General features: G+C 74.1%; 14 protein-coding genes. 6 read left to right on the forward strand and 8 right to left on the reverse strand.

Annotation, left to right across the window (positions count from 1 at the left end; translation table 11 throughout):
• The first annotated feature begins 132 nt into the window (after window positions 1–132).
• The 5 genes from QEZ54_RS13945 (at window position 133) to QEZ54_RS13965 (ending at window position 7,261) form a co-directional block, all read left to right on the forward strand.
• Complete coding sequence (locus tag QEZ54_RS13945; RefSeq protein WP_281305003.1) at window positions 133–1,398, forward strand: glutamate-cysteine ligase family protein; 1,266 nt, start codon at window positions 133–135, stop codon at window positions 1,396–1,398.
• Window positions 1,395–2,714 carry an ergothioneine biosynthesis protein EgtB gene (gene egtB / locus QEZ54_RS13950; protein ID WP_281305004.1) on the forward strand — a complete coding sequence of 440 codons (1,320 nt, stop codon included), beginning with the start codon at window positions 1,395–1,397 and terminating at the stop codon, window positions 2,712–2,714. Before QEZ54_RS13945 ends, egtB begins: the two co-directional genes overlap by 4 nt.
• Entirely contained in the window at window positions 2,714–3,448 is a 735-nt protein-coding gene (gene egtC, locus QEZ54_RS13955; protein ID WP_281305005.1) for an ergothioneine biosynthesis protein EgtC, read from the forward strand. The genes egtB and egtC overlap by 1 nt, the downstream gene beginning before the upstream one ends.
• The gene (gene egtD / locus QEZ54_RS13960) at window positions 3,445–4,425 is read left to right on the forward strand and encodes an L-histidine N(alpha)-methyltransferase (protein WP_281305006.1); all 981 of its coding nucleotides are present in this window, start codon (window positions 3,445–3,447) and stop codon (window positions 4,423–4,425) included. The genes egtC and egtD overlap by 4 nt, the downstream gene beginning before the upstream one ends.
• A gap of 88 nt (window positions 4,426–4,513) precedes the next feature.
• Entirely contained in the window at window positions 4,514–7,261 is a 2,748-nt protein-coding gene (locus tag QEZ54_RS13965; RefSeq protein WP_281305007.1) for a PEP/pyruvate-binding domain-containing protein, read from the forward strand.
• Window positions 7,262–7,483: 222 nt separating this feature from the next.
• Here the strand turns inward: QEZ54_RS13965 and QEZ54_RS13970 are convergent, their stop codons facing one another.
• The 8 genes from QEZ54_RS13970 to QEZ54_RS14005 all read right to left on the reverse strand — a co-directional run bounded on the left by QEZ54_RS13970 (window position 7,484) and on the right by QEZ54_RS14005 (window position 16,871).
• Window positions 7,484–7,981 (reverse strand): DUF6232 family protein, encoded by a 498-nt coding sequence (locus tag QEZ54_RS13970; protein WP_281305008.1) that lies wholly within the window; start codon window positions 7,979–7,981, stop codon window positions 7,484–7,486.
• Between the two features lie 64 nt (window positions 7,982–8,045).
• The gene (locus tag QEZ54_RS13975; protein WP_281305009.1) at window positions 8,046–10,343 is read right to left on the reverse strand and encodes a bifunctional diguanylate cyclase/phosphodiesterase; all 2,298 of its coding nucleotides are present in this window, start codon (window positions 10,341–10,343) and stop codon (window positions 8,046–8,048) included.
• A 7-nt stretch (window positions 10,344–10,350) separates the two neighbouring features.
• Complete coding sequence (locus tag QEZ54_RS13980) at window positions 10,351–11,553, reverse strand: FIST N-terminal domain-containing protein (protein WP_281305010.1); 1,203 nt, start codon at window positions 11,551–11,553, stop codon at window positions 10,351–10,353.
• Between the two features lie 123 nt (window positions 11,554–11,676).
• On the reverse strand, window positions 11,677–12,165 hold the full coding sequence (locus QEZ54_RS13985; RefSeq protein ID WP_281305011.1) for a hypothetical protein: 489 nt from the start codon (window positions 12,163–12,165) through the stop codon (window positions 11,677–11,679).
• A 37-nt stretch (window positions 12,166–12,202) separates the two neighbouring features.
• A complete protein-coding gene (locus tag QEZ54_RS13990; protein WP_281305012.1) occupies window positions 12,203–13,942 on the reverse strand; it encodes a VWA domain-containing protein in 1,740 nt (579 codons plus the stop codon).
• Between the two features lie 193 nt (window positions 13,943–14,135).
• The gene (locus QEZ54_RS13995) at window positions 14,136–14,846 is read right to left on the reverse strand and encodes a hypothetical protein (protein ID WP_281305013.1); all 711 of its coding nucleotides are present in this window, start codon (window positions 14,844–14,846) and stop codon (window positions 14,136–14,138) included.
• A 690-nt stretch (window positions 14,847–15,536) separates the two neighbouring features.
• A complete protein-coding gene (locus QEZ54_RS14000; protein WP_281305014.1) occupies window positions 15,537–16,439 on the reverse strand; it encodes an ADP-ribosylglycohydrolase family protein in 903 nt (300 codons plus the stop codon).
• Between the two features lie 36 nt (window positions 16,440–16,475).
• The gene (locus QEZ54_RS14005) at window positions 16,476–16,871 is read right to left on the reverse strand and encodes a helix-turn-helix domain-containing protein (protein WP_281305015.1); all 396 of its coding nucleotides are present in this window, start codon (window positions 16,869–16,871) and stop codon (window positions 16,476–16,478) included.
• 91 nt (window positions 16,872–16,962) lie between these two features.
• On the opposite strand from QEZ54_RS14005, the gene QEZ54_RS14010 reads away from it, so the two are divergent.
• Complete coding sequence (locus tag QEZ54_RS14010; protein ID WP_281305016.1) at window positions 16,963–17,817, forward strand: NAD(P)H-binding protein; 855 nt, start codon at window positions 16,963–16,965, stop codon at window positions 17,815–17,817.
• Window positions 17,818–17,912 lie beyond the last annotated feature (95 nt).

The raw sequence follows: 17,912 nt of genomic DNA on the forward strand, positions 1-17,912 counted from the left end.
ATGATCGGCGGAAAGGAGGGTACGGGGGTGGGGGTGAGTGAGGCGGGAGAAGGGGTGAAAAGGGGGTGAGCGGGTAGGGAGGAGGGTAGTTTTGCGGGTCCACGGGGAACCTCGACATGTTGAGGGAGGTGGATGCAAGTGCGGCAGGAGACGCTGGCGGCGGGGGCTCCCGTCGTCACCGACCGGGCGCAGGCCGAAGGGTATGTCGCCAAGGTGTGCTTCAAGACCGGACCGCCACGCGGAACCGGAGTGGAACTCGAATGGACGGTGCACCACCGCGACGATCCGGCGCGGGCGGTGGACGCACAGACCCTGGCGCGGGCGCTGGGGGAGCACGCGCCGAGGACCCTGGTGGCCGACAGCCCGCAGTCGCCGCTGGGGTGCGGCGGGGCGGTGACGCTGGAGCCGGGCGGCCAGGTGGAGATCTCGTCCGCGCCGTCGGACTCGCTCGCGGCGCTGCTGGCGGATACGGCCGCCGATCAGCGCGAACTCGCGGGGCTGCTGGGCCGGGCCGGGCTGGTGCTGGCCGGGCGGGGGTGCGACGAGCACCGCGCCGGGCAGCGGATCCTCGACACGCCGAGGTACGCGGCGATGGAGGCGGTCTTCGACCGGTTCGGGCCGTACGGGCGGATGTGGATGTGCGGCACGGCCAGTGTGCAGGTGTGCCTGGACGCCGGGCTGCCCGGCCGGGCGGGGCCGCGCTGGCACGCGCTGCACGCGATCGGGCCGGTGCTGGTGGCGGCGTTCGCGAACTCGTCCCGCCAGGCCGGGGTGGACACCGGCTGGGCCTCGGCCCGGCTGCGGGCCTGCCTGGCCGCCGACCCGGCGCGCAACGGGCCGCCGGCCGGCCTGGACGGCCACGCCGGGACGGAGCAGGAGCTGATCGCGGCCTGGGCCAGGCGGGTGCTGGACACCCCGGTGCTGTGCGTACGCCGTCCGGCCGGACCGTGGGCCGCCCCGCCGGGGCTGACCTTCGCCGACTGGATCGCGGGCGCGCTGACCCCGCCCCCGACCCTCGACGACCTGGACTACCACCTGAGCACCGTGTTCCCGCCGGTGCGGGCGCGGGGCTACTACGAGGTCCGCTACCTGGACATGCAGTCCGACGGCGACGGCAGCGGCGCCGACACCGCGTGGACCGTGCCGGTGGCGGTGGTGGCGGCGCTGTTCACCCGGGAGGAGACCGTCGACGCCGCGGCCGAGCTGGCCGCGCCCGCGGCGGGGCGCTGGGTGCAGGCGGCCCGGCACGGGCTGGCCGACCCGGCGATCGCGGCGGCGGCGCCGAGGCTGCTGGACCTGGCCCGCGCGGCGCTCGACGGCACCGACCTGCCGCCGGACACCGTACGGGCGGTGCGCGACGCGGTGGACCGCCGACTCCGGCAGGGAGGCATCCGATGACGCAGGCAGGCGTACGCCCCGAGCGGCTGCGCGAGCACGCCGCGGCCGGACTGGACCGGGCGCGGGAGCGCAGCATCGCGCTCACCGACGCCGTCGACGACGAGGACCTGGTGCGCCAGCACTCGCCGCTGATGTCGCCGCTGGTGTGGGACCTGGCCCACGTGGGCAACCAGGAGGAGCTGTGGCTGGTGCGCGACGTGGGCGGCCGCGAGCCGGTCCGCGCCGACATCGACCACCTGTACGACGCGTTCAAACACGCCCGCGGCGACCGTCCCGCGCTGCCGCTGCTCGGGCCGGCCGAGGCGCGCGCATACGTGCGCTCGGTCCGCGGCCAGGTGCTGGACCTGCTGGACTCGGTCGACCTGGAGGGCCGTCCGCTGGTGGAGCGGGGCTTCGCCTTCGGCATGATCATCCAGCACGAGCAGCAGCACGACGAGACCATGCTCGCCACGCACCAGCTGCGCGAGGGCGAGCCGGTGCTGGTGGCCGTACCCCCGCCGGCCTCGGCCGGACCCGTCGCGGGCGAGGTGGCGGTGCCGGGCGGGCCGTTCACCATGGGCACCTCGCTGGAGGCGTGGGCGCTGGACAACGAGCGCCCGGCGCACACCGTCGACGTGCCCGCGTTCCTCATCGACCGGGCCCCGGTCACCAATGCGCAGTACCAGGCGTTCATCGACGCGGGCGGATACGACAACCCGCGCTGGTGGAGCCCGGCGGGCTGGGCGCACCGGCGTGAGGCGGGGCTGGTCCGGCCGATGCACTGGCACGTGGACGGGACGTACACCCGGTTCGGCCGTCGCGAGCCGATCGTGGCCGACGAGCCGGTGGTGCACGTGTGCTGGTACGAGGCGCAGGCGTACGCGGCCTGGGCCGGGCGGCGGCTGCCCACCGAGGCGGAGTGGGAGAAGGCGGCCCGGTTCGACCCGGCCACCGGGCGCTCGCGCCGCTACCCGTGGGGCGACGAGGACCCGGACGAGCGGCACGCCAACCTGGGGCAGCGGCACCTGGCCCCGGCGCCGGTCGGCGCCTACCCGGCCGGGGTGTCGCCGCTGGGGGTGCACCAGCTCGTCGGCGACGTGTGGGAGTGGACGTCGTCCACCTTCCGCGGCTACCCCGGCTTCACCCCGTTCCCGTACCGGGAGTACTCGGAGGTCTTCTTCGGAGACTCGTACCGGGTGCTGCGGGGCGGGTCGTTCGGCACCGACGCGGCCGCGTGCCGGGGCACGTTCCGCAACTGGGACTACCCGATCCGGCGGCAGATCTTCAGCGGGTTCCGCACCGCCCGCGACGCCCGGCCCGAGGAGGAGATCGCCTGATGTGCCGCCACCTGGTCTACCTCGGCCCGCCGGTGCCGCTGTCGGCGCTGCTGGTCGAACCCCCGTACGGCCTGGTGCACCAGTCCTGGGCGCCGCGCGACATGCGCGGCGGCGGGACGATCAACGTGGACGGCTTCGGCGTCGGCTGGTTCACCCCGTCCGGCCCGGTCCGCTACCGGCGCGGCGTGCCGATCTGGGGCGACCAGAACTTCGGCGCGATCGCGCGGCAGACCAGCGTGACCGCGGCGCTGGCGGCGGTCCGGTCCGCCACCCCGGGCATGGTCGTCAACGACCACGCCTGCGCACCGTTCGGCGGCGAGGGCTGGTGGTTCAGCCTCAACGGCTTCGTCGCGGGCTGGCCCGACAGCGTCGCCAAGCTGGCCGAGCGCCTGCCGGTGACCGATCTGATGACGATGGACGCCCCGACCGACGCGGCGTTCCTGTGGGTGCTGCTGCGGCAGCGGCTGCGCGCGGGCGGCAGGCCCGCCGAGGCGGTGGCGGCGACGGTGGCCGAGGTGGCCGCCGCTGCCGCCGGGTCGCGGCTGAACCTGCTGCTCACCGACGGCGAGTGGGCGTACGCGACGACGTACGGGCACGCGCTGTCGGTGCGCCACGACCCCGGACGGGTGATCGTGGCCTCGGAACCGTTCGACGACGACTCCGGCTGGGTAGGGGTACCCGACCGCCGACTGGTGGTCGCGCACCCGGCCTCGTACACGGTGGAGGAGCTATGAGGATCGACGTACACCTGACCCCGGAAGACCTGACCGAGCAGCTGCGCGCCGACGCCAGAGCGGGGCTCACCGCGACGCCGAAGTGGCTGCCGCCGAAGTACTTCTACGACGCGTACGGCAGCGACCTGTTCGAACGCATCACCGCCCTGCCCGAGTACTACCCGACCGGGGCCGAGCGGGAGATCCTGACCGCGCACGCGGCCGACATCGCCCGCGAGTCCGGCGTCAAGACGCTGGTGGAGCTCGGTTCGGGGTCCTCGGACAAGACCCGGCTGCTGCTGGACGCGCTGCACGCCCACGGCACCCTGGGCCGCTTCGTGCCGCTGGACGTGTCGCAGCCGGCGCTGGCGGCCGCGACCGAGGCCATCGCCGCCGACTACCCCGACATCGAGGTGCACGCGATCGTCGGCGACTTCACCCGCGACCTGGACCGCATCCCGGGCGGGGGCAGCCGGATGGTCGTCTTCCTGGGCAGCACCATCGGCAACCTCGACCCGGGCGAGCGCGCGGCGTTCCTGCGCGAGCTGCGCGGGGCGCTGGAGCCGGGGGAGTGGCTGCTGCTCGGCACCGACCTGGTCAAGGACGAGCAGACCCTGGTCGCGGCGTACGACGACGAGCAGGGCATCACCGCGGAGTTCAACACCAACGTGCTGCGGGTGCTCAACCGCTCGCTGGGCGCCGACTTCGACCTGACCGGGTTCGACCACGTGGCGCTGTGGGACGCCCAGCACCGCTGGATCGAGATGCGGCTGCGGGCCCAGCGCGAGATGCGGGTGCACCTGCCCGCCCTCGACCTGGAGATCGAGTTCAAGCCGGGTGAGGAGCTGCGGACCGAGATCTCGGCGAAGTTCGACCGGCAGACGGTCGCCACGGAGCTGGCCGCAGCCGGGTTCACCATGCGCCAGTGGTGGACCGACCCGCGGCAGCGCTTCGGCCTCAGCCTCTCCCGCACCACCGAACGCCCCGCCCGCCACTGAACCGTCCCAGGGGCCCTTCCGGTACGCCGCGCGGAAAGAAGGGCCCCTTCCTCTCGCGCGCGGATTTCATTGGGTGTTGACTTATGGGGTGAGTGCGACGCTGACCCCCGCCACCGCCCTCGTCCTCGACTTCGCCGACATCGACGGCGGCATGCTCGCCGCGGTCGGCGGCAAGGCGGGCAACCTGGGCGAGCTGACCCGGGCCGGGCTGCCGGTGCCGCCCGGCTTCTGCCTCACCACCGAGGCGTACCGGCAGGCCACCGAGGCCGCCGACCTCGGCGGGGTGTTCGACGCGCTGGAGCGCGCCGAGCCGACCGACGTCGCGGCGCTGACCGCGCTGGCCGCCCGCGCCCGCGCCGCGGTGCTGGCCGCGCCGGTCCCGCCCGGCATCGCCGCGGCGGTGGCCGAGGGGTACGCCCGACTGGGCGCGGACGCCCCGGTCGCGGTCCGCTCGTCGGCCACCGCCGAGGACCTGCCCTTCGCCAGCTTCGCCGGGCAGCAGGACACCTACCTGAACGTGGTCGGCGAGGCGGCGGTGCTGGACGCGGTACGGCGCTGCTGGGCCTCGCTGTGGACCGACCGGGCCGTGGTCTACCGGGCGGGCAACGGCATCGAGGACCGGACGGTCCGTTTGGCCGTGGTCGTGCAGCTCATGGTCGACTCGGCCGTGGCCGGCGTGCTGTTCACGGCGAACCCCGTCACCGGCCGCCGCCGCCAGGCGGTCGTCGACGCCGCCCCGGGACTTGGCGAGGCGGTCGTGTCCGGTGCCGTCAACCCCGACCACTTCGTGGTCGACACGGCGCACGCGGCGATCGCGCACCGGCGCCTGGGCGACAAGCGCCTGGCCGTACGGTCGCTGCCCGGCGGCGGCACCGAGCACGTCGCGCAGGCCGACGGGGCCGACGCCGCCTGCCTCACCGACGCGCAGGTGCTGGCGCTGGCCGCGCTCGGCGACCGCGTCGAGGCGCACTACGGCGCGCCGCAGGACACCGAGTGGGCCGTCGACGGCGACGGGGTCCTGTGGCTGACCCAGGCCCGTCCCATCACGACCCTGTTCCCGCTGCCCGCGACCGCCCCCGCGGCCGAGGACGACCTGCGCGTCTACTTCTGCTTCAGCGTCGCGCAGGGCGTGTTCCGCCCGGTCACCCCGGCGGGCATGGCCGCGTTCCGGCTGATCGGCTCGGGTGCCGCGCGCCTGTTCGGCTTCGCCGTCGCCGACCCGCTGGCCGGGCCGCCGCTGCTCACCGAGGCGGGGCGGCGCGTCTTCCTCGACATCACCACGGCCGCGCGCAGCCGGGTCGGGCAGGCGCTGATCCCGAAGGTGCTGGGCGTGATGGAGGCGCGCTCGGCGGCGGTGCTGCGCGAGCTGTTCACCGACCCGCGCCTGTCGGTGACCCGGCCGTCGCGGCTGCCGTTCCTGCGCCGGGTGGGGCGGGTCGCGCTCCGGTACCGGATTCCGCCGTACCTGGTGCACGCCCTGGTCAAGCCGGACGCGGCACGGGCCCGGGTGCAGCGGATCGACGGGCGGCTCGACGTCCGGCTGGCCGCGCCCGCCGACCTCACCGCCGAGCAGCGGCTGGACTGGATCGAGCGGCTGCTGCAGGAGACGGCGCCGATGCTGCCCACGATCCTGCCGGTGGCGGGCGCCGGGTTCCTCGCGCTCGGGCTGGCCGATCGGCTGCTGGGTGCGGACGCGCAGGTCGGGGATGTGCAGGCGGTGCTGCGGGGCATCCCGCACAACGTCACCACGGAGATGGACCTGGAGCTGTGGCACGTGGCCGTGCGGCTGCGCGCCGACGGGGCGTCGGCGCGGGTGCTGCGTACCGGCGACTCCGGTGAGCTCGCCGCCCGCTATGCCGCCGGGACGCTGCCGGACCTGGCCCAGCGCGAGCTGGGGGACTTCCTGCGCCGGTACGGCCACCGCGCCGTCGCCGAGATCGACCTCGGCATGCCCCGCTGGTCCGACGACCCCCGCTACCTGCTCGGCGTGCTCGCCAACTACCTGCGGATGAGCCCCGAGGACAGCGCGCAGGCGTCCCCGGACCGGCTGTTCGCACAGGGCGCCGCCGAGGCCGAGGCGATGATCGGGACGCTGGCGGGGCGGGCCCGCCGCCGCGGCCGGCTGCGGGCCCGGCTGGTGCGCGGGCTGCTGGGCCGGGCCAGAGCGCTGGCGGGGGTACGGGAGCTGCCCAAGTACTACCTGGTCCGCATCATCGCCGCCGCGCGGGCCCAGCTCGGGCTGGTCGGCGAGCAGCTGAGCGCCCAGGGGCGCATCGAGGCGCCCGGGGACGTGTACTTCCTCGACCTCGCCCAGGCGCGGGCCGGGCTGCGCGGCACCGACCTGCGCGAGGCGGTCGCGGCCGCCCGGCAGGGCTACGACGAGGAACTCCGCCGCCGCCACCTCCCGCGCGTACTGCTGTCCGACGGCACCGAGCCGGAGGCGGGCATGCACACGGCCGCGCCCGACGGGTCGCTGACCGGCACCCCCGCCTCGGCGGGCACGGTCACCGGCACCGCCCGGGTGGTCCTCGATCCGGTCGGGGCGCATCTGGAGCCCGGCGAGATCCTGGTCTGCCCGTCCACCGACCCGGGCTGGACGCCGCTGTTCCTGACCGCGGGCGGCCTGGTCATGGAGATGGGCGGCGCCAACTCCCACGGGGCCGTGGTCGCCCGGGAGTACGGCATCCCCGCCGTCGTCGGCGTCCCCGACGCCGTCGCCACCCTCACCACCGGCCAGCACATCACCGTCAACGGCACCCTCGGCACCATCACCCCCACCATCACCCCCACCATCACCCCCACCCCCACCCCCACCCCCACCCCCACCCCCACCTGACGCCGCCGCCGGAGGTAAGGAAGGGTCCCTTCTTATCGCAATGTGTAGTAGAAGGGCCCTTTCTTAACGCATGCCGCGCCGCCGTCGAACCCTAGCTGCGGGCGGCACAATCAGCCCGGTCGGCGGCGGGCACCACGTCGCGCGGCGGCGTGGTTAAGAAGGGGCCCTTCTACTACGGAAAGCGATAAGAAGGGGCCCTTCCTTACCGCGCGGCGGTGGGGGTCAGCGGTCGAGGGCGCGTTCGAGGGCGCGGTAGATCTGGCCGAAGCGGGTGGCGTTGTCGAGGCGGAGCAGGAGGATCTGGCCCTGGGCGGTCTGCGCCCAGATCTCGTGGATGGCGTCGCCGCGGTCGTAGCTGTCGTCGATGCGGTGCAGCATCCACTCCCAGAGCGCGGGGGCGAAGCCGAGCAGCAGCAGCACCACGGCGAGCAGGAGCAGCGTGTTGCGGGGGACGTGCAGCCTGCCGACGGCCGAGGCGACCTGGGATTCGCCGTACGCGGCGGCGGCGAAGGCGACCAGCAGGATGAACCCGGCGAAGACGGAGAGGATCATGAGGAGGTTGAGGACGCCGCGTCCGGCGGTGCGGCCGCGCACCCGCCAGTCGGGGCGGACCCGCTTGTGCCACACGTAGTGCAGGTCCGCCAGGGCGAGGCGGCGGTCGCCGATGTGGACGTACGACGAGGTCACGAGCACTGTGTCGTCGCGATAGTAGGTGATCACAAACGCCTCCGCGCCGGGTACACCTACAGCCTGGCGCATGGGCGCCACGACGATCGTGAATGAATCAGGCGGGTGGCGGGGTGGCCGCGGTGTACGCGGGCGGGGCGGGCAGGCGCGGCTGGAGCAGCCGGGCGGCGGCGTCGGGCGGCAGCGGGCGGGACAGCAGGTAGCCCTGCCCCAGGCGGCAGCCCAGCCGCCGCAGCGCGGCGCCCTGCTCCTCGGTCTCGATGCCCTCGGCGATGGCGACCAGGCCGAGCGAGTCGGCGATGGCCAGGATCGCCCGCACGATGCTGAGGTCCAGCTCGCCGCCGACGACCCCGCTCACGAACGACTTGTCGATCTTCAGGATCTCGATCGGCAGCCGCTTGAGGTAGGCCAGGTTCGAGTACGCCGTGCCGAAGTCGTCCAGCACCAGGTGCACCCCGGCCACCCCGAGCGCGGTGACGTAGTCGGTGACGTCGTGGCGCAGGTAGCTGTGCTCGGTGATCTCCAGCCAGATGTCGGTGGGGTGCAGCCCGGAGGCGCGGATTATGTCGATCGTCCGCTCGGCCGCCTGCGGCTGGTGCAGCTGCACCGGTGACAGGTTCACGCTCATCCCGATGCCGCGCCCGTGCGGGAGCTGGTGCCAGGCGTGCAGCTGGGCGCAGGCGCGCGCCAGCACCCACTCGCCGATCGCGGTGATCTGGCCGGAGTCCTCCGCCATCGGGATGAACACCTCCGGCGAGACCGTGCCGTGGTACGGGTGCGTCCAGCGCAGCAGCGCCTCGAAGGCCACGATCCGGTGCGTGTCGAGGGTGAAGATCGGCTGGTAGACCAGGTGGAGCTGGTCGCGGTCGAGCGCGTGCAGCAGCTCCGAGCGCAGGTCCAGCCGGTCGCGGGAGCGGTGCGAGGCGTCCTCGTCGAAGACCTCCACCTGGCCGCGGCCGCGGCCCTTGGCCACGTACATGGCGGCGTCGGCGTCGCGGAGCATGGCGGTGGGCGTGGTCTGGCCCCGGATGCCGAGCACGCCGCCGACGCTGGCCGAGACGCGCACCTGCTCGCCGGCGACCACGTACAGGTCGTCGAGGTCGGCGCAGACGCGGGCGCCGACCTCGGCCACCTCGGCGAGCTGGCGGATGCCGTCGAGCACGATGACGAACTCGTCGCCGCCGAAGCGGGCCAGCAGGTCGTCGGGGCGGATGCTGCCGCGCAGCCGCTCGGCGACCTGCAGCAGCAGCTCGTCCCCGGCCTCGTGGCCGAGCAGGTCGTTGACCGCCTTGAACCCGTCCAGGTCGCAGAAGAGCAGCCCGACGCGGGTCAGCTCGGGCCGCTGCAGCACCGCCTCCAGGTGGGTCACCATGGCGCTGCGGTTGGCCAGGTTGGTCAGCGGATCTAGGGTGGCCCGCTGCTTGAGCGCGTGGTAGAGATCGGCGTTGGTCATCGCCACCCCGAGGTGGTTGGCGAAGATCGTCATGATCTCGGTGGTACCGGGCGCGAAGTGCTCACCCCGGTCGCGGGCCGCGTACAGCAGCGCCATCGGGCCCTCCTCGCGCGGCACCGCCACGCTGAGCACGCCCGACTCCGACTCCGAGCCCGGCGGCCCGTCCACCCCGAACGGGTGCGGCCAGCCCGCGATCTCGTCGGGGCGCAGCCCCCGGTGCGCCCGCAGGTGCGCCTGGCCGTCCTCGACGAGCTCGACCCAGGTGCGGTCGGCCGAGGTGAGCAGCAGCAACTGGGCGGCGGCCTCGTCGAGCAGCGGCTCCAGCCGCAGATGCCGGGTGAGCAGGTGGCCGTGGTGGGCCAGCCGCTCGATCACGGCGTTGCGCTCGCGCTCGCGCAGGGTGAGGCAGAGCCGGGACGCCACCGAGTTGAGGATCGGCACGTCGGAGGTGGCGAACGGGAGCGGGCTGGACCGGAACAGGATGATCAGGCTGTCGGCGTACCCGTAGATCGGCACCCAGGCGGCCGAGCGGATCCGCAGCGGCGCCACCGTCCCCGGGATGTCCGCGGCGCTCAGGGCCGTGTCGGTCTCGCCGTCGCCCCTGGTCACGGTGCGGCCCTCGGCCAGCGCGTGCCGGGCCGCGGGCCCGGCCGGCCAGCTCGTCGTGTACGCCGGATCGTCTTCCGGCAGCCCGCACGCCGTGGTCACGGCCAGCCGGTCGCCCTCGCGGCGCACCATGCACACCACGTCGGCGAAGAAGACGTCCGACAGCACCGTGAGCAGCCGCTCGGTCATCTCCTCCGCGCTGGCCGGCTGCCCCAGCACCGACAGCAGCCGGATCAGCCGGGTGGTGTCGCGGTAGGCGTCGCGGGCGGCCTCGGCCGCCTGGCCGAGCTTGCGCCGCAGCTGCTCGACCTCGGTCTCAGGGTGCCAGTCCGCCATCGCCGCCTCACAGCGCGATCGCGGTCAGGGTGGCGTTGTGGAAGCCGGAGACCCGGGTGGTGCGGGCGAACTCGCCGTACGTGTACATGCCGAACGTGGTCATCTCCCCGGCCGCCTCCTGGATCAGCGAGGCCTCGACGGGACCCTGCTCGGCCAGCACGTCCAGCCGGGCCACGCAGCTGAACGCGAGCAGCACCGACGCCTCGCGCCCGAGCACCGCCTCGCGCACCACGTCGTCGATGACGCCGAGCAGGTCGGCCGAGGTGCACGTGACGATCTGCACCGCCGCGTACGGCGGCAGCGGGGTGAACGTGCGCAGCAGCCCGTCGCTGTCGAGGTAGGCGCCGCGGATGATCCGGGTGCCGTCCGGCTCGATCAGCCCGAACCCGTACGCCGACTGGTAGCCGGGCGCCGGGCGCACCAGGCCAGGGCGGCGCTGGGGCGCGTCGGGGGTGAAGTGCTCCTGGAACACCTCGGCGGCGGGCCGGCCGCCGATCTCGCACACCACGTGCCCGTCGGTCTTGGTGACCAGCAGCGGCAGGCTGACCGCCTCCCAGCCGTGGTCGGCCACCACACTCAGCGGCCAGGGCGAGTCGACCCAGATCGCGGCCGCGCCGCCGTCGGTGAGCAGCCGGTCGCCGTCGAAGACGCAGGTGCGCTCCAGCATCCGGTCGTCGCCCGCGCTGCCGCCGACCACGGGCACCTTCGCGCCGACCACCTTGTGCACGCCGTTGAGCAGCTCCTGCTGGTGCCCGGAGAGGCCGGTGGCCAGCAGGATCAGGGCCGCGTCGCGGTCGTGGCGGGGCCCGGCGGCGGCGCGGGCCGCACGGGCGAGCTGCTGGCCGGCCTGGACGGCGTGCTCGCGGATGCCGGTGACCGAGGCCGTGCCGAAGCGGTAGTCGCCAGAGGTCAGGGCGAGCACCGACACCCCGGCGCCGGGGATGGTGAGGGCGCCGTCCTGGAAGTGGCCGCTGGAGGTGGCGCCGACCAGCGGGGTGGGCGCGGTCAGCCGCCGCACCGTGTGCAGCAGCACGGCCAGGTCGTAGCGGATCGAGGCGTACATGATGAGCAGCGCGGGGGCGTCGCCGCCCAGTCCGGCCAGGGCGGCGGTGGCCGCCTCGGTGCCCGCCTGGACGCTGTCGGCGGCCGTGCTGGCGCCGACCGCCGCGCGTACCCGCTGGCCGCGCTGCTCGGACGACGTCACGGGCATGCGCGTGCCTTCCACCGCACCACCGGCCGGGGCGGCGTACTGCGGAATATCACATAGCGACCATAACGCGCGTACCGCCGTGTCATCCAAGGATCGGCGCTGGTCAGCGCGGCAGCGGGACGGTCAGGGCAGCTCTTCGGTCTCGGTCCGCGCCACCTCGGCGAAGGCCGCCGTCAGGTACGGCTCCAGCGGCTCGCCCGCCCCCGCCAGCAGGTGCGCCAGCAGCAGGATCGCGTGCCGGTCCAGCAGCTTCGGGTCCGGTCGGCGCGGGACCTCGGCCGGATCGTGCACGCCCAGCGCGCCGGTCAGCACCGTGACCAGGGTGTCCACGTCCAGCTCGGTCCAGGCCAGCGCGGAGCGGGCGCACTGCTCGAACAGCGCCTGCACGTCCTCGCCGGACAGGCCGTCGGGGTGCAGCCGCTCGATCAGCAGCCGCACCGCCTCGCCCAGCACCACGCCGACCTGCGCCTGGTCGCAGCCGGCCAGCCGGGCCGCGGCCGCGTCCAGCTCGGCGTCGTCGCGGGCGCGGGCGGCGGCCACCGCGTCGGCGGTGGCCGCGGCGATCGCGCGGGCCGGTGCGGGCAGGCGGCGCCAGGGCGTGCTCACGGTCATACCCGGGATGCTTTCACGCCCTGGCGCCGCCCGCCGGTCAGGAGGGGTTGGCCGAGCGCAGCGAGATCGCCTTGAGGAAGATCTCGCCGATCTTGGCCGGGTCCTTGGCCTGGAACACGCCGCCGCCGGTGAGCTTGGTGATCTCCTGCAGTGGAGCCGGGTTGATCTTGTCGCCGATGGCGAGGATCACCACCTGGATCGGCCGGTTCTTGTCGGCCTTCTCCTTCAGCGTGGCCAGCAGCTGCTCCAGCGAGACGCCGTTGTCGTCGTCGTTGTCGCCGTCGGTCATCATCACCACCGAGTTGACCCGGCCCGGATCCCAGTCCCGCTGCACCGTCTCGTACGCGGCCAGCAGGGTGTCGTAGAGGCCGGTGTCGCCGTCGGGCTTCGGGGTGATCGAACCCAGCGTGGCCAGCATCTGGTTGCGCTGCTGCGACAGCTGCCCGATCGGCACCAGCTGCTTGTAGTCGCGGTCGCCCTGCAGCTTCGTGGAGAACGTCCACAGGCCGACCGCCCACGAGTCGTCGAACAGGCCCAGGCCGCGCCGCGCCGCCTCCAGCGTCACCTGCGCCCGGGTCGCGCCGCCCGCGGTGGCGACCCGCTCCAGCATCGAGCCGGACACGTCGATCACGGCCAGCATCCGGGCGGGCAGCGTCACGGCCACCCAGGTGGACAGGGCGCGGTCGACCGCGGCCACGGTCGCCGCCGGACTCGGCGTGGCCGCCGGGTTCGGCGACGCGGCCGCAGGGGCGCCCTTCGGCGTCGCCAGCGCCGAGCCGTACGTGCCGTCGGCGGCACGCAGGCCCAGGCCGGCCAGCCGGTCCCGGAACGCGGGCTGGCGCAGCTCGTCGAGCAGGCGCTGCGCGACCCCGGCCTTGGTCGTGGGCAGGCCGGGCATCACCGCGTACGGGAAGGTCAGGGCCGTCGGGGCGGGCTCCAGGTACAGCGCGGCCAGCGGCACCGGCGGCTTGGTCGCGTTGTAGTGGATCACAGCCTGCTCCGACAGCGAGGCCGCGCTCAGCCCGGACTTCAGCGCCGCCGGGTCCTTGCTGCGCGGGAAGCGCGCCAGCAGATCATCGCGCAGCACCGACCGGCCCGAAGCCAGCGAGCGCAGCGCGCCGGTGGCGGCGGCCTGGGCGTTCGCGCCGGTCCCGGCCGCGGCGCCCAGCGCGAGCAGGCCGGACAGGCCCGCCGCGTCGCGGGTCGGCTCGACGATGCCCACCCGCAGGCCCGTGCCCGAGGTCATCGCCTGCAGCAGCGTGTTCCAGGTCGGCGTCTTGGCGGGCCAGCCCAGGCTCGCGGCGATCGGCTCGGGCATGGCGACCACGACCGGGCTGCGCGCGATCGAAGGCGCCTGCGCCACCTGGAACGCCGGCGCGGCGGTGGTCAGCCGGGCCAGCCAGGTCGCGGAGTCCGGCACCCACACGTCGGGGATCTGGGTGTTGCCGCTGGGCTGGCCGATGCCGGTCAGCGACACGCTGTTGAGCTCGGCCAGCGCCGCCGCCATGTCGGCGGGCTCGACCATGGTCACCTCGATCGCCGCGCACTTGCCGTCGACGGCGACCTTCTGCTGGTTGAGCGAGTCGGCCGTCGCGCGCAGCGCGTCGACGATGTCGGCGGAGGCGGCCACGCTCAGTGGCGCCTCGCCCTCGCACGACGGGGCGTTCAGCTCCCGGTAGACCAGGAAGGAACCGGCCAGTACCAGACCCGCCGCGGCGACGGCGGCGGTGACTCGAAGGGCGGTGTTACGTCGGGGATCACGATGACGACCAGGCACAAGGTCCTATGTTTCGTGACCGTGACGTGCTCCCGCCACATACGTTCGGCCATATGTTACTCGTCAGGAAACAAAGAGTTTCAATATATGAGGGTGGTGATGTGCGCGGTTTCGGCAGCTGTTTCCGGGAAAGTGTTCGAATGGGGGCCGCGATTCGCGCAGTTTCCCCGAAACTGCAGCGTGCGGGCGGGGTTCACGTGCGGAGGGTGCCGGTCGCGGGCAGGCCGGTGGTGGTGGTCACGTAGACGGCTGTGGTCCACCAGTGACTGGCGAGGCGGCCCGCGCTGGTCCAGTCGAGGATCCAGTCGAGCATGCTCAGCGGTGTCTCGCCGAACGGGTCGTCCATCTCACACAGCGTGATGCCGCCGTCGGGCTCGACGAAGCCGTGCAGCGGGAGCTGCCCGGCGCGGGCCAGACGGGACGGGATGAGCCGCCACGCCCGGTGCACCGGATAGGTGTGGTCGACCGCCCACGAGTCGATGATCCCGGCCCGCATCAGCGGCCGCAGCAGCGCGGCCGTGTCCACGCACAGCCGGTCCTGCTTGGGCGGGTGCGGCGTGAAGCTGAGCAGCCGCGCCACGGTACGCGGCCCGCCGCCACCGGTCGGGGCGGCGGCCTCGTCCAGCGCCGGCTCGGTGGCCCACGGCGGCCCGTCCGCTTCGGTGCCGACGATCGGGCGGAGGCCCGCGCCGAGGTCGAGAGCCTGGTCGTGGGCTCGGTCGAGTGCCTCGTCGTGGGCTTGGTCGTGGGCTTGGTCGAGGTCTTGGCCGGGGTCGACCGGCGCCGGGTCGAAGCGGTCGACCGGCTCAAACCGGGGCAGCGCTGCCTGGTCTGCGGCGAGCGTCGCGGCGGCCGCCCGTGCGCCGCGGCGGCGGCCGATCGTGCTACGTGGTGTCGCCCACATCGGCGCACCTCCTGCCGTGATCGGGGTCGACGCCCGGTGACACCGGCGCCGTCACCCAGCACAACGCGCAACCACCCCGGCGGGTTAGGCCGTTCGGCGCAACCCGAGTGCCGGATTCGCGTCGACTGCCGTTCGGGCGAGGACGTGGCCGGGCTCGGCCACGCCCGGGGGAGGTGGCTGGCCAGGGCTCGGGGCGTGGCTGGGCTGGGGGCGTGGCTGAGCTCGGGGCTCGGGGCGTGGCTGGGCCAGAGGCTCGGACCAGTGGCTGGGCTCGGGGTGTGGCTGGACTTGCGCGAGGTGCGGCCGGTGTCCGGGGGTGATGAGGGCGTTGGGCTGGGGAAGATCGCTATTCGGGGGTCATCGCGTCGGCTGACAACCGAGACTTTGACCCCAGACCGCGACCATCGTCGGGAAACAGCCTCTAGATCGCGACTTCCGGTCAGTTAGCTGCGCGACCGCAGGTCCCGAACCCGCTTCCTGTCCGCAGGCGCTGATCACTCACGACGAAGCGCGCTGAAGATCGCGATCTGTGGACAGGCCGCGCGCCTCGGGCCGACGTGCCTCGGGTGGGCGCGCGTCCGGTGGGTGCGCCTCGGGTGGGCGTGCCCGGAGCGCGTGCTGCGCCCCGGGGCGTGCCCGCCGGAGCCGGGGGTCATGGCGCGGTCCGTTGCCGATGGGCGGTGCGGGTGGTCAGGCGGTACCGGCGGCGGGGTCGGTCCAGGCGGGGAGGGGTTCGCGGGAGGCCAGCCAGGAGGCGGGGACGGTGCCCAGGCCGGTGCGGGCGGCGATGATGCCGCCGACGATGGCGCAGGTGGTGTCGATGTCGCCGCCCGCCGAGGCGGTCGCCCACAGCGCCTCGGGCAGGTCGTCGAGGTGCCGGGCGGCGCACCAGACGGCGTACGGCACCGTGTCCGCCGCGGAGATCCGCAGCCCGCAGCCGACCTCGCCCGCCACCCAGCTCGGCGCCAGGCTGAACCGCAGCCGCGCCACCCGGCGCAGCCCGGCCGCCACCTCGCCGTCGGGCGTACGCGCCGCCACGGCGTCGAGCAGCTCCCCGGCCGCGACCCCGCGCACCGCCAGCGCCGCCGCGACGGCGACCGCCACCGCCCCGGCCAGCGCCTCCGGGTGGGCGTGCGTGACCTGCGCGGACAGCACCGCCTGGGCGGGGACCCGGTCCAGGTCGGCGGCGAACCACACCCCGAGCGGTGCCACGCGCATAGCCGCGCCGTTGCCCCAGGAGCCCTGCCCGTCGAACTGGCGCGCCGTCACCGACGGCCAGTGCTCACCCTCGTGGATCGCCCGCAGCACCCCGTGCATCGACGGCCCGTAGTTGCGGTAGGGGTCGGCCTCGTACTCGGCGGCGAAGGCGGTGGCGAGGGTGTCCTGGTCGACCTCGCCCTGGTCGATCAGCATCCGGGTGAGGACCAGTGCCATCGCGGTGTCGTCGGTCCACGGCCAGTGGCCGTCGGCGGCGGCGCGCGCGGCGATGAGCCGCTCCACCTGGTCGGCGGGCTTGAAGAACCAGGTCTCGCCGAAGGCGTCGCCGAGCGCGAGTCCGTGCAGGCTGGTGAGGGTCGGGGCGAGTCTCGTCACCGGTTCATCGTCACCGGTCGGGCAACCGGTTTCGGGTCAGGCGGGCTGGCGGGCCGCGTCGTAGCGGGCGCGGGCCTGGGTGACGTCGTCCATGCGCTGCTGGGTCCACCGGCCCAGGGCACGGACCTGGGTGGCCGCTTCCTGCCCGATCTCGGTGAGGGAGTAGTCGACGCGCGGCGGGATGACCGGCTTGGCGTCGCGGTGCACCATCCCGTCGCGCTCCAGCGTCTGCAGCGTCTGGGTGAGCATCTTCTCGCTGACGCGGCCGACCGCGCGGCGCAGCTCGCTGAAGCGGCGCGGGCCGTCGAGCAGCTCGATCAGCACCAGCACGCCCCAGCGGCTGGTGACGTGCTCCAGCACCAGCCGGTACGGGCACAGGCTCTCCGCGGAGCTGGAGTTCGACGATCCGCTGCTGACCATACTTACCGACATGCCAGTACCTTACTTCAAAGTGGGTACTGATCAAACGGTTAGTTCCGGCCTAGGGTGGATGGCAGAACCGTTTGACAAGGAGATTTCCGACATGAGCATCGTCGTCACCGGAGCCACCGGACAGCTGGGCCGCCACGTCGTGGACGGGTTGCTGGCCCGGGTGCCCGCCGAACAGGTCACCGCCGTGGTCCGGGACCGGCAGAAGGCCGCCCCGCTGGCCGAGCGCGGGGTGCGGCTGCACGTGGCCGACTACGACACGCCCGGGTCGTTCGCGGGGCTGTTCGCGGCGGGGGACCGGGTGCTGCTCATCTCGGGCAGCGAGGTCGGCAAGGACCGGGTGGGCCAGCACCGCACCGTGGTCGAGGCGGCCGCGGCGGCGGGCGTGGGGCTGCTGGCGTACACCAGCGCGCCCGGCGGGCTGACGGCGGCGCTGGCCGACGACCACCGGGCCACCGAGCAGGTCGTGCTCGGATCGGGGCTGCCGTACACACTGCTGCGCAACAACTGGTACCACGAGGTCTTCACCGGGAACCTGGCGCCGGTGCTGGCGCACGGTGCCGTGGTCCAGGCGGCGGGGGACGGCCGGGTCGCCTCGGCGGCGCGGGCCGACTACGCGGCGGCGGCCGTCGCGGTGCTGACCGGCGAGGGCCACGAGAACCGGAGCTACGAGCTGGGCGGCGACACCGCCTGGAGCTTCGCCGAGTACGCCGCCGAGCTGAGCCGCCAGACCGGCCGGGAGATCGGCTACCGCGACATGGCACCCGACGTCTACCGGGGCATCCTGGTCGGTGCGGGCCTGCCGGAGTTCTTCGCCGCGATCCTCGCCGACGTCGACGTGGCGATCGGCAAGGGCGAACTGGCCGAGACCAGCGGCGACCTGTCCCGCCTCATCGGCCGCCCGACCACGCCGCTGGCCGACGCCGTGGCCGCCGCCCTGCGCGCCTGAGCCGCGATCGCGGGGCGCCTGAGCCGCGATCGCGGGGCGCCCAGCTGGGAAAGCGAGACGCCTGAGCTGCGAACGCGGGCGGCACCAGCCGAAGT

This window comes from Catellatospora sp. KI3 (assembly GCF_029948125.1).
GTDB lineage: Bacteria > Actinomycetota > Actinomycetes > Mycobacteriales > Micromonosporaceae > Catellatospora.

Excerpts from the sequence above, each read along its gene's own strand:
- QEZ54_RS13945 (WP_281305003.1), top strand. The coding sequence starts at position 133 with ATGCAAGTGCGGCAGGAGACGCTGGCGGCGGGGGCTCCCGTCGTCACC.
- egtB (WP_281305004.1), top strand. The coding sequence starts at position 1,395 with ATGACGCAGGCAGGCGTACGCCCCGAGCGGCTGCGCGAGCACGCCGCG.
- egtC (WP_281305005.1), top strand. The coding sequence starts at position 2,714 with ATGTGCCGCCACCTGGTCTACCTCGGCCCGCCGGTGCCGCTGTCGGCG.
- egtD (WP_281305006.1), top strand. The coding sequence starts at position 3,445 with ATGAGGATCGACGTACACCTGACCCCGGAAGACCTGACCGAGCAGCTG.
- QEZ54_RS13975 (WP_281305009.1), bottom strand. The coding sequence starts at position 10,343 with ATGGCGGACTGGCACCCTGAGACCGAGGTCGAGCAGCTGCGGCGCAAG.
- QEZ54_RS13980 (WP_281305010.1), bottom strand. The coding sequence starts at position 11,553 with ATGCCCGTGACGTCGTCCGAGCAGCGCGGCCAGCGGGTACGCGCGGCG.
- QEZ54_RS13985 (WP_281305011.1), bottom strand. The coding sequence starts at position 12,165 with ATGACCGTGAGCACGCCCTGGCGCCGCCTGCCCGCACCGGCCCGCGCG.
- QEZ54_RS13995 (WP_281305013.1), bottom strand. The coding sequence starts at position 14,846 with ATGTGGGCGACACCACGTAGCACGATCGGCCGCCGCCGCGGCGCACGG.
- QEZ54_RS14005 (WP_281305015.1), bottom strand. The coding sequence starts at position 16,871 with ATGTCGGTAAGTATGGTCAGCAGCGGATCGTCGAACTCCAGCTCCGCG.
- QEZ54_RS14010 (WP_281305016.1), top strand. The coding sequence starts at position 16,963 with ATGAGCATCGTCGTCACCGGAGCCACCGGACAGCTGGGCCGCCACGTC.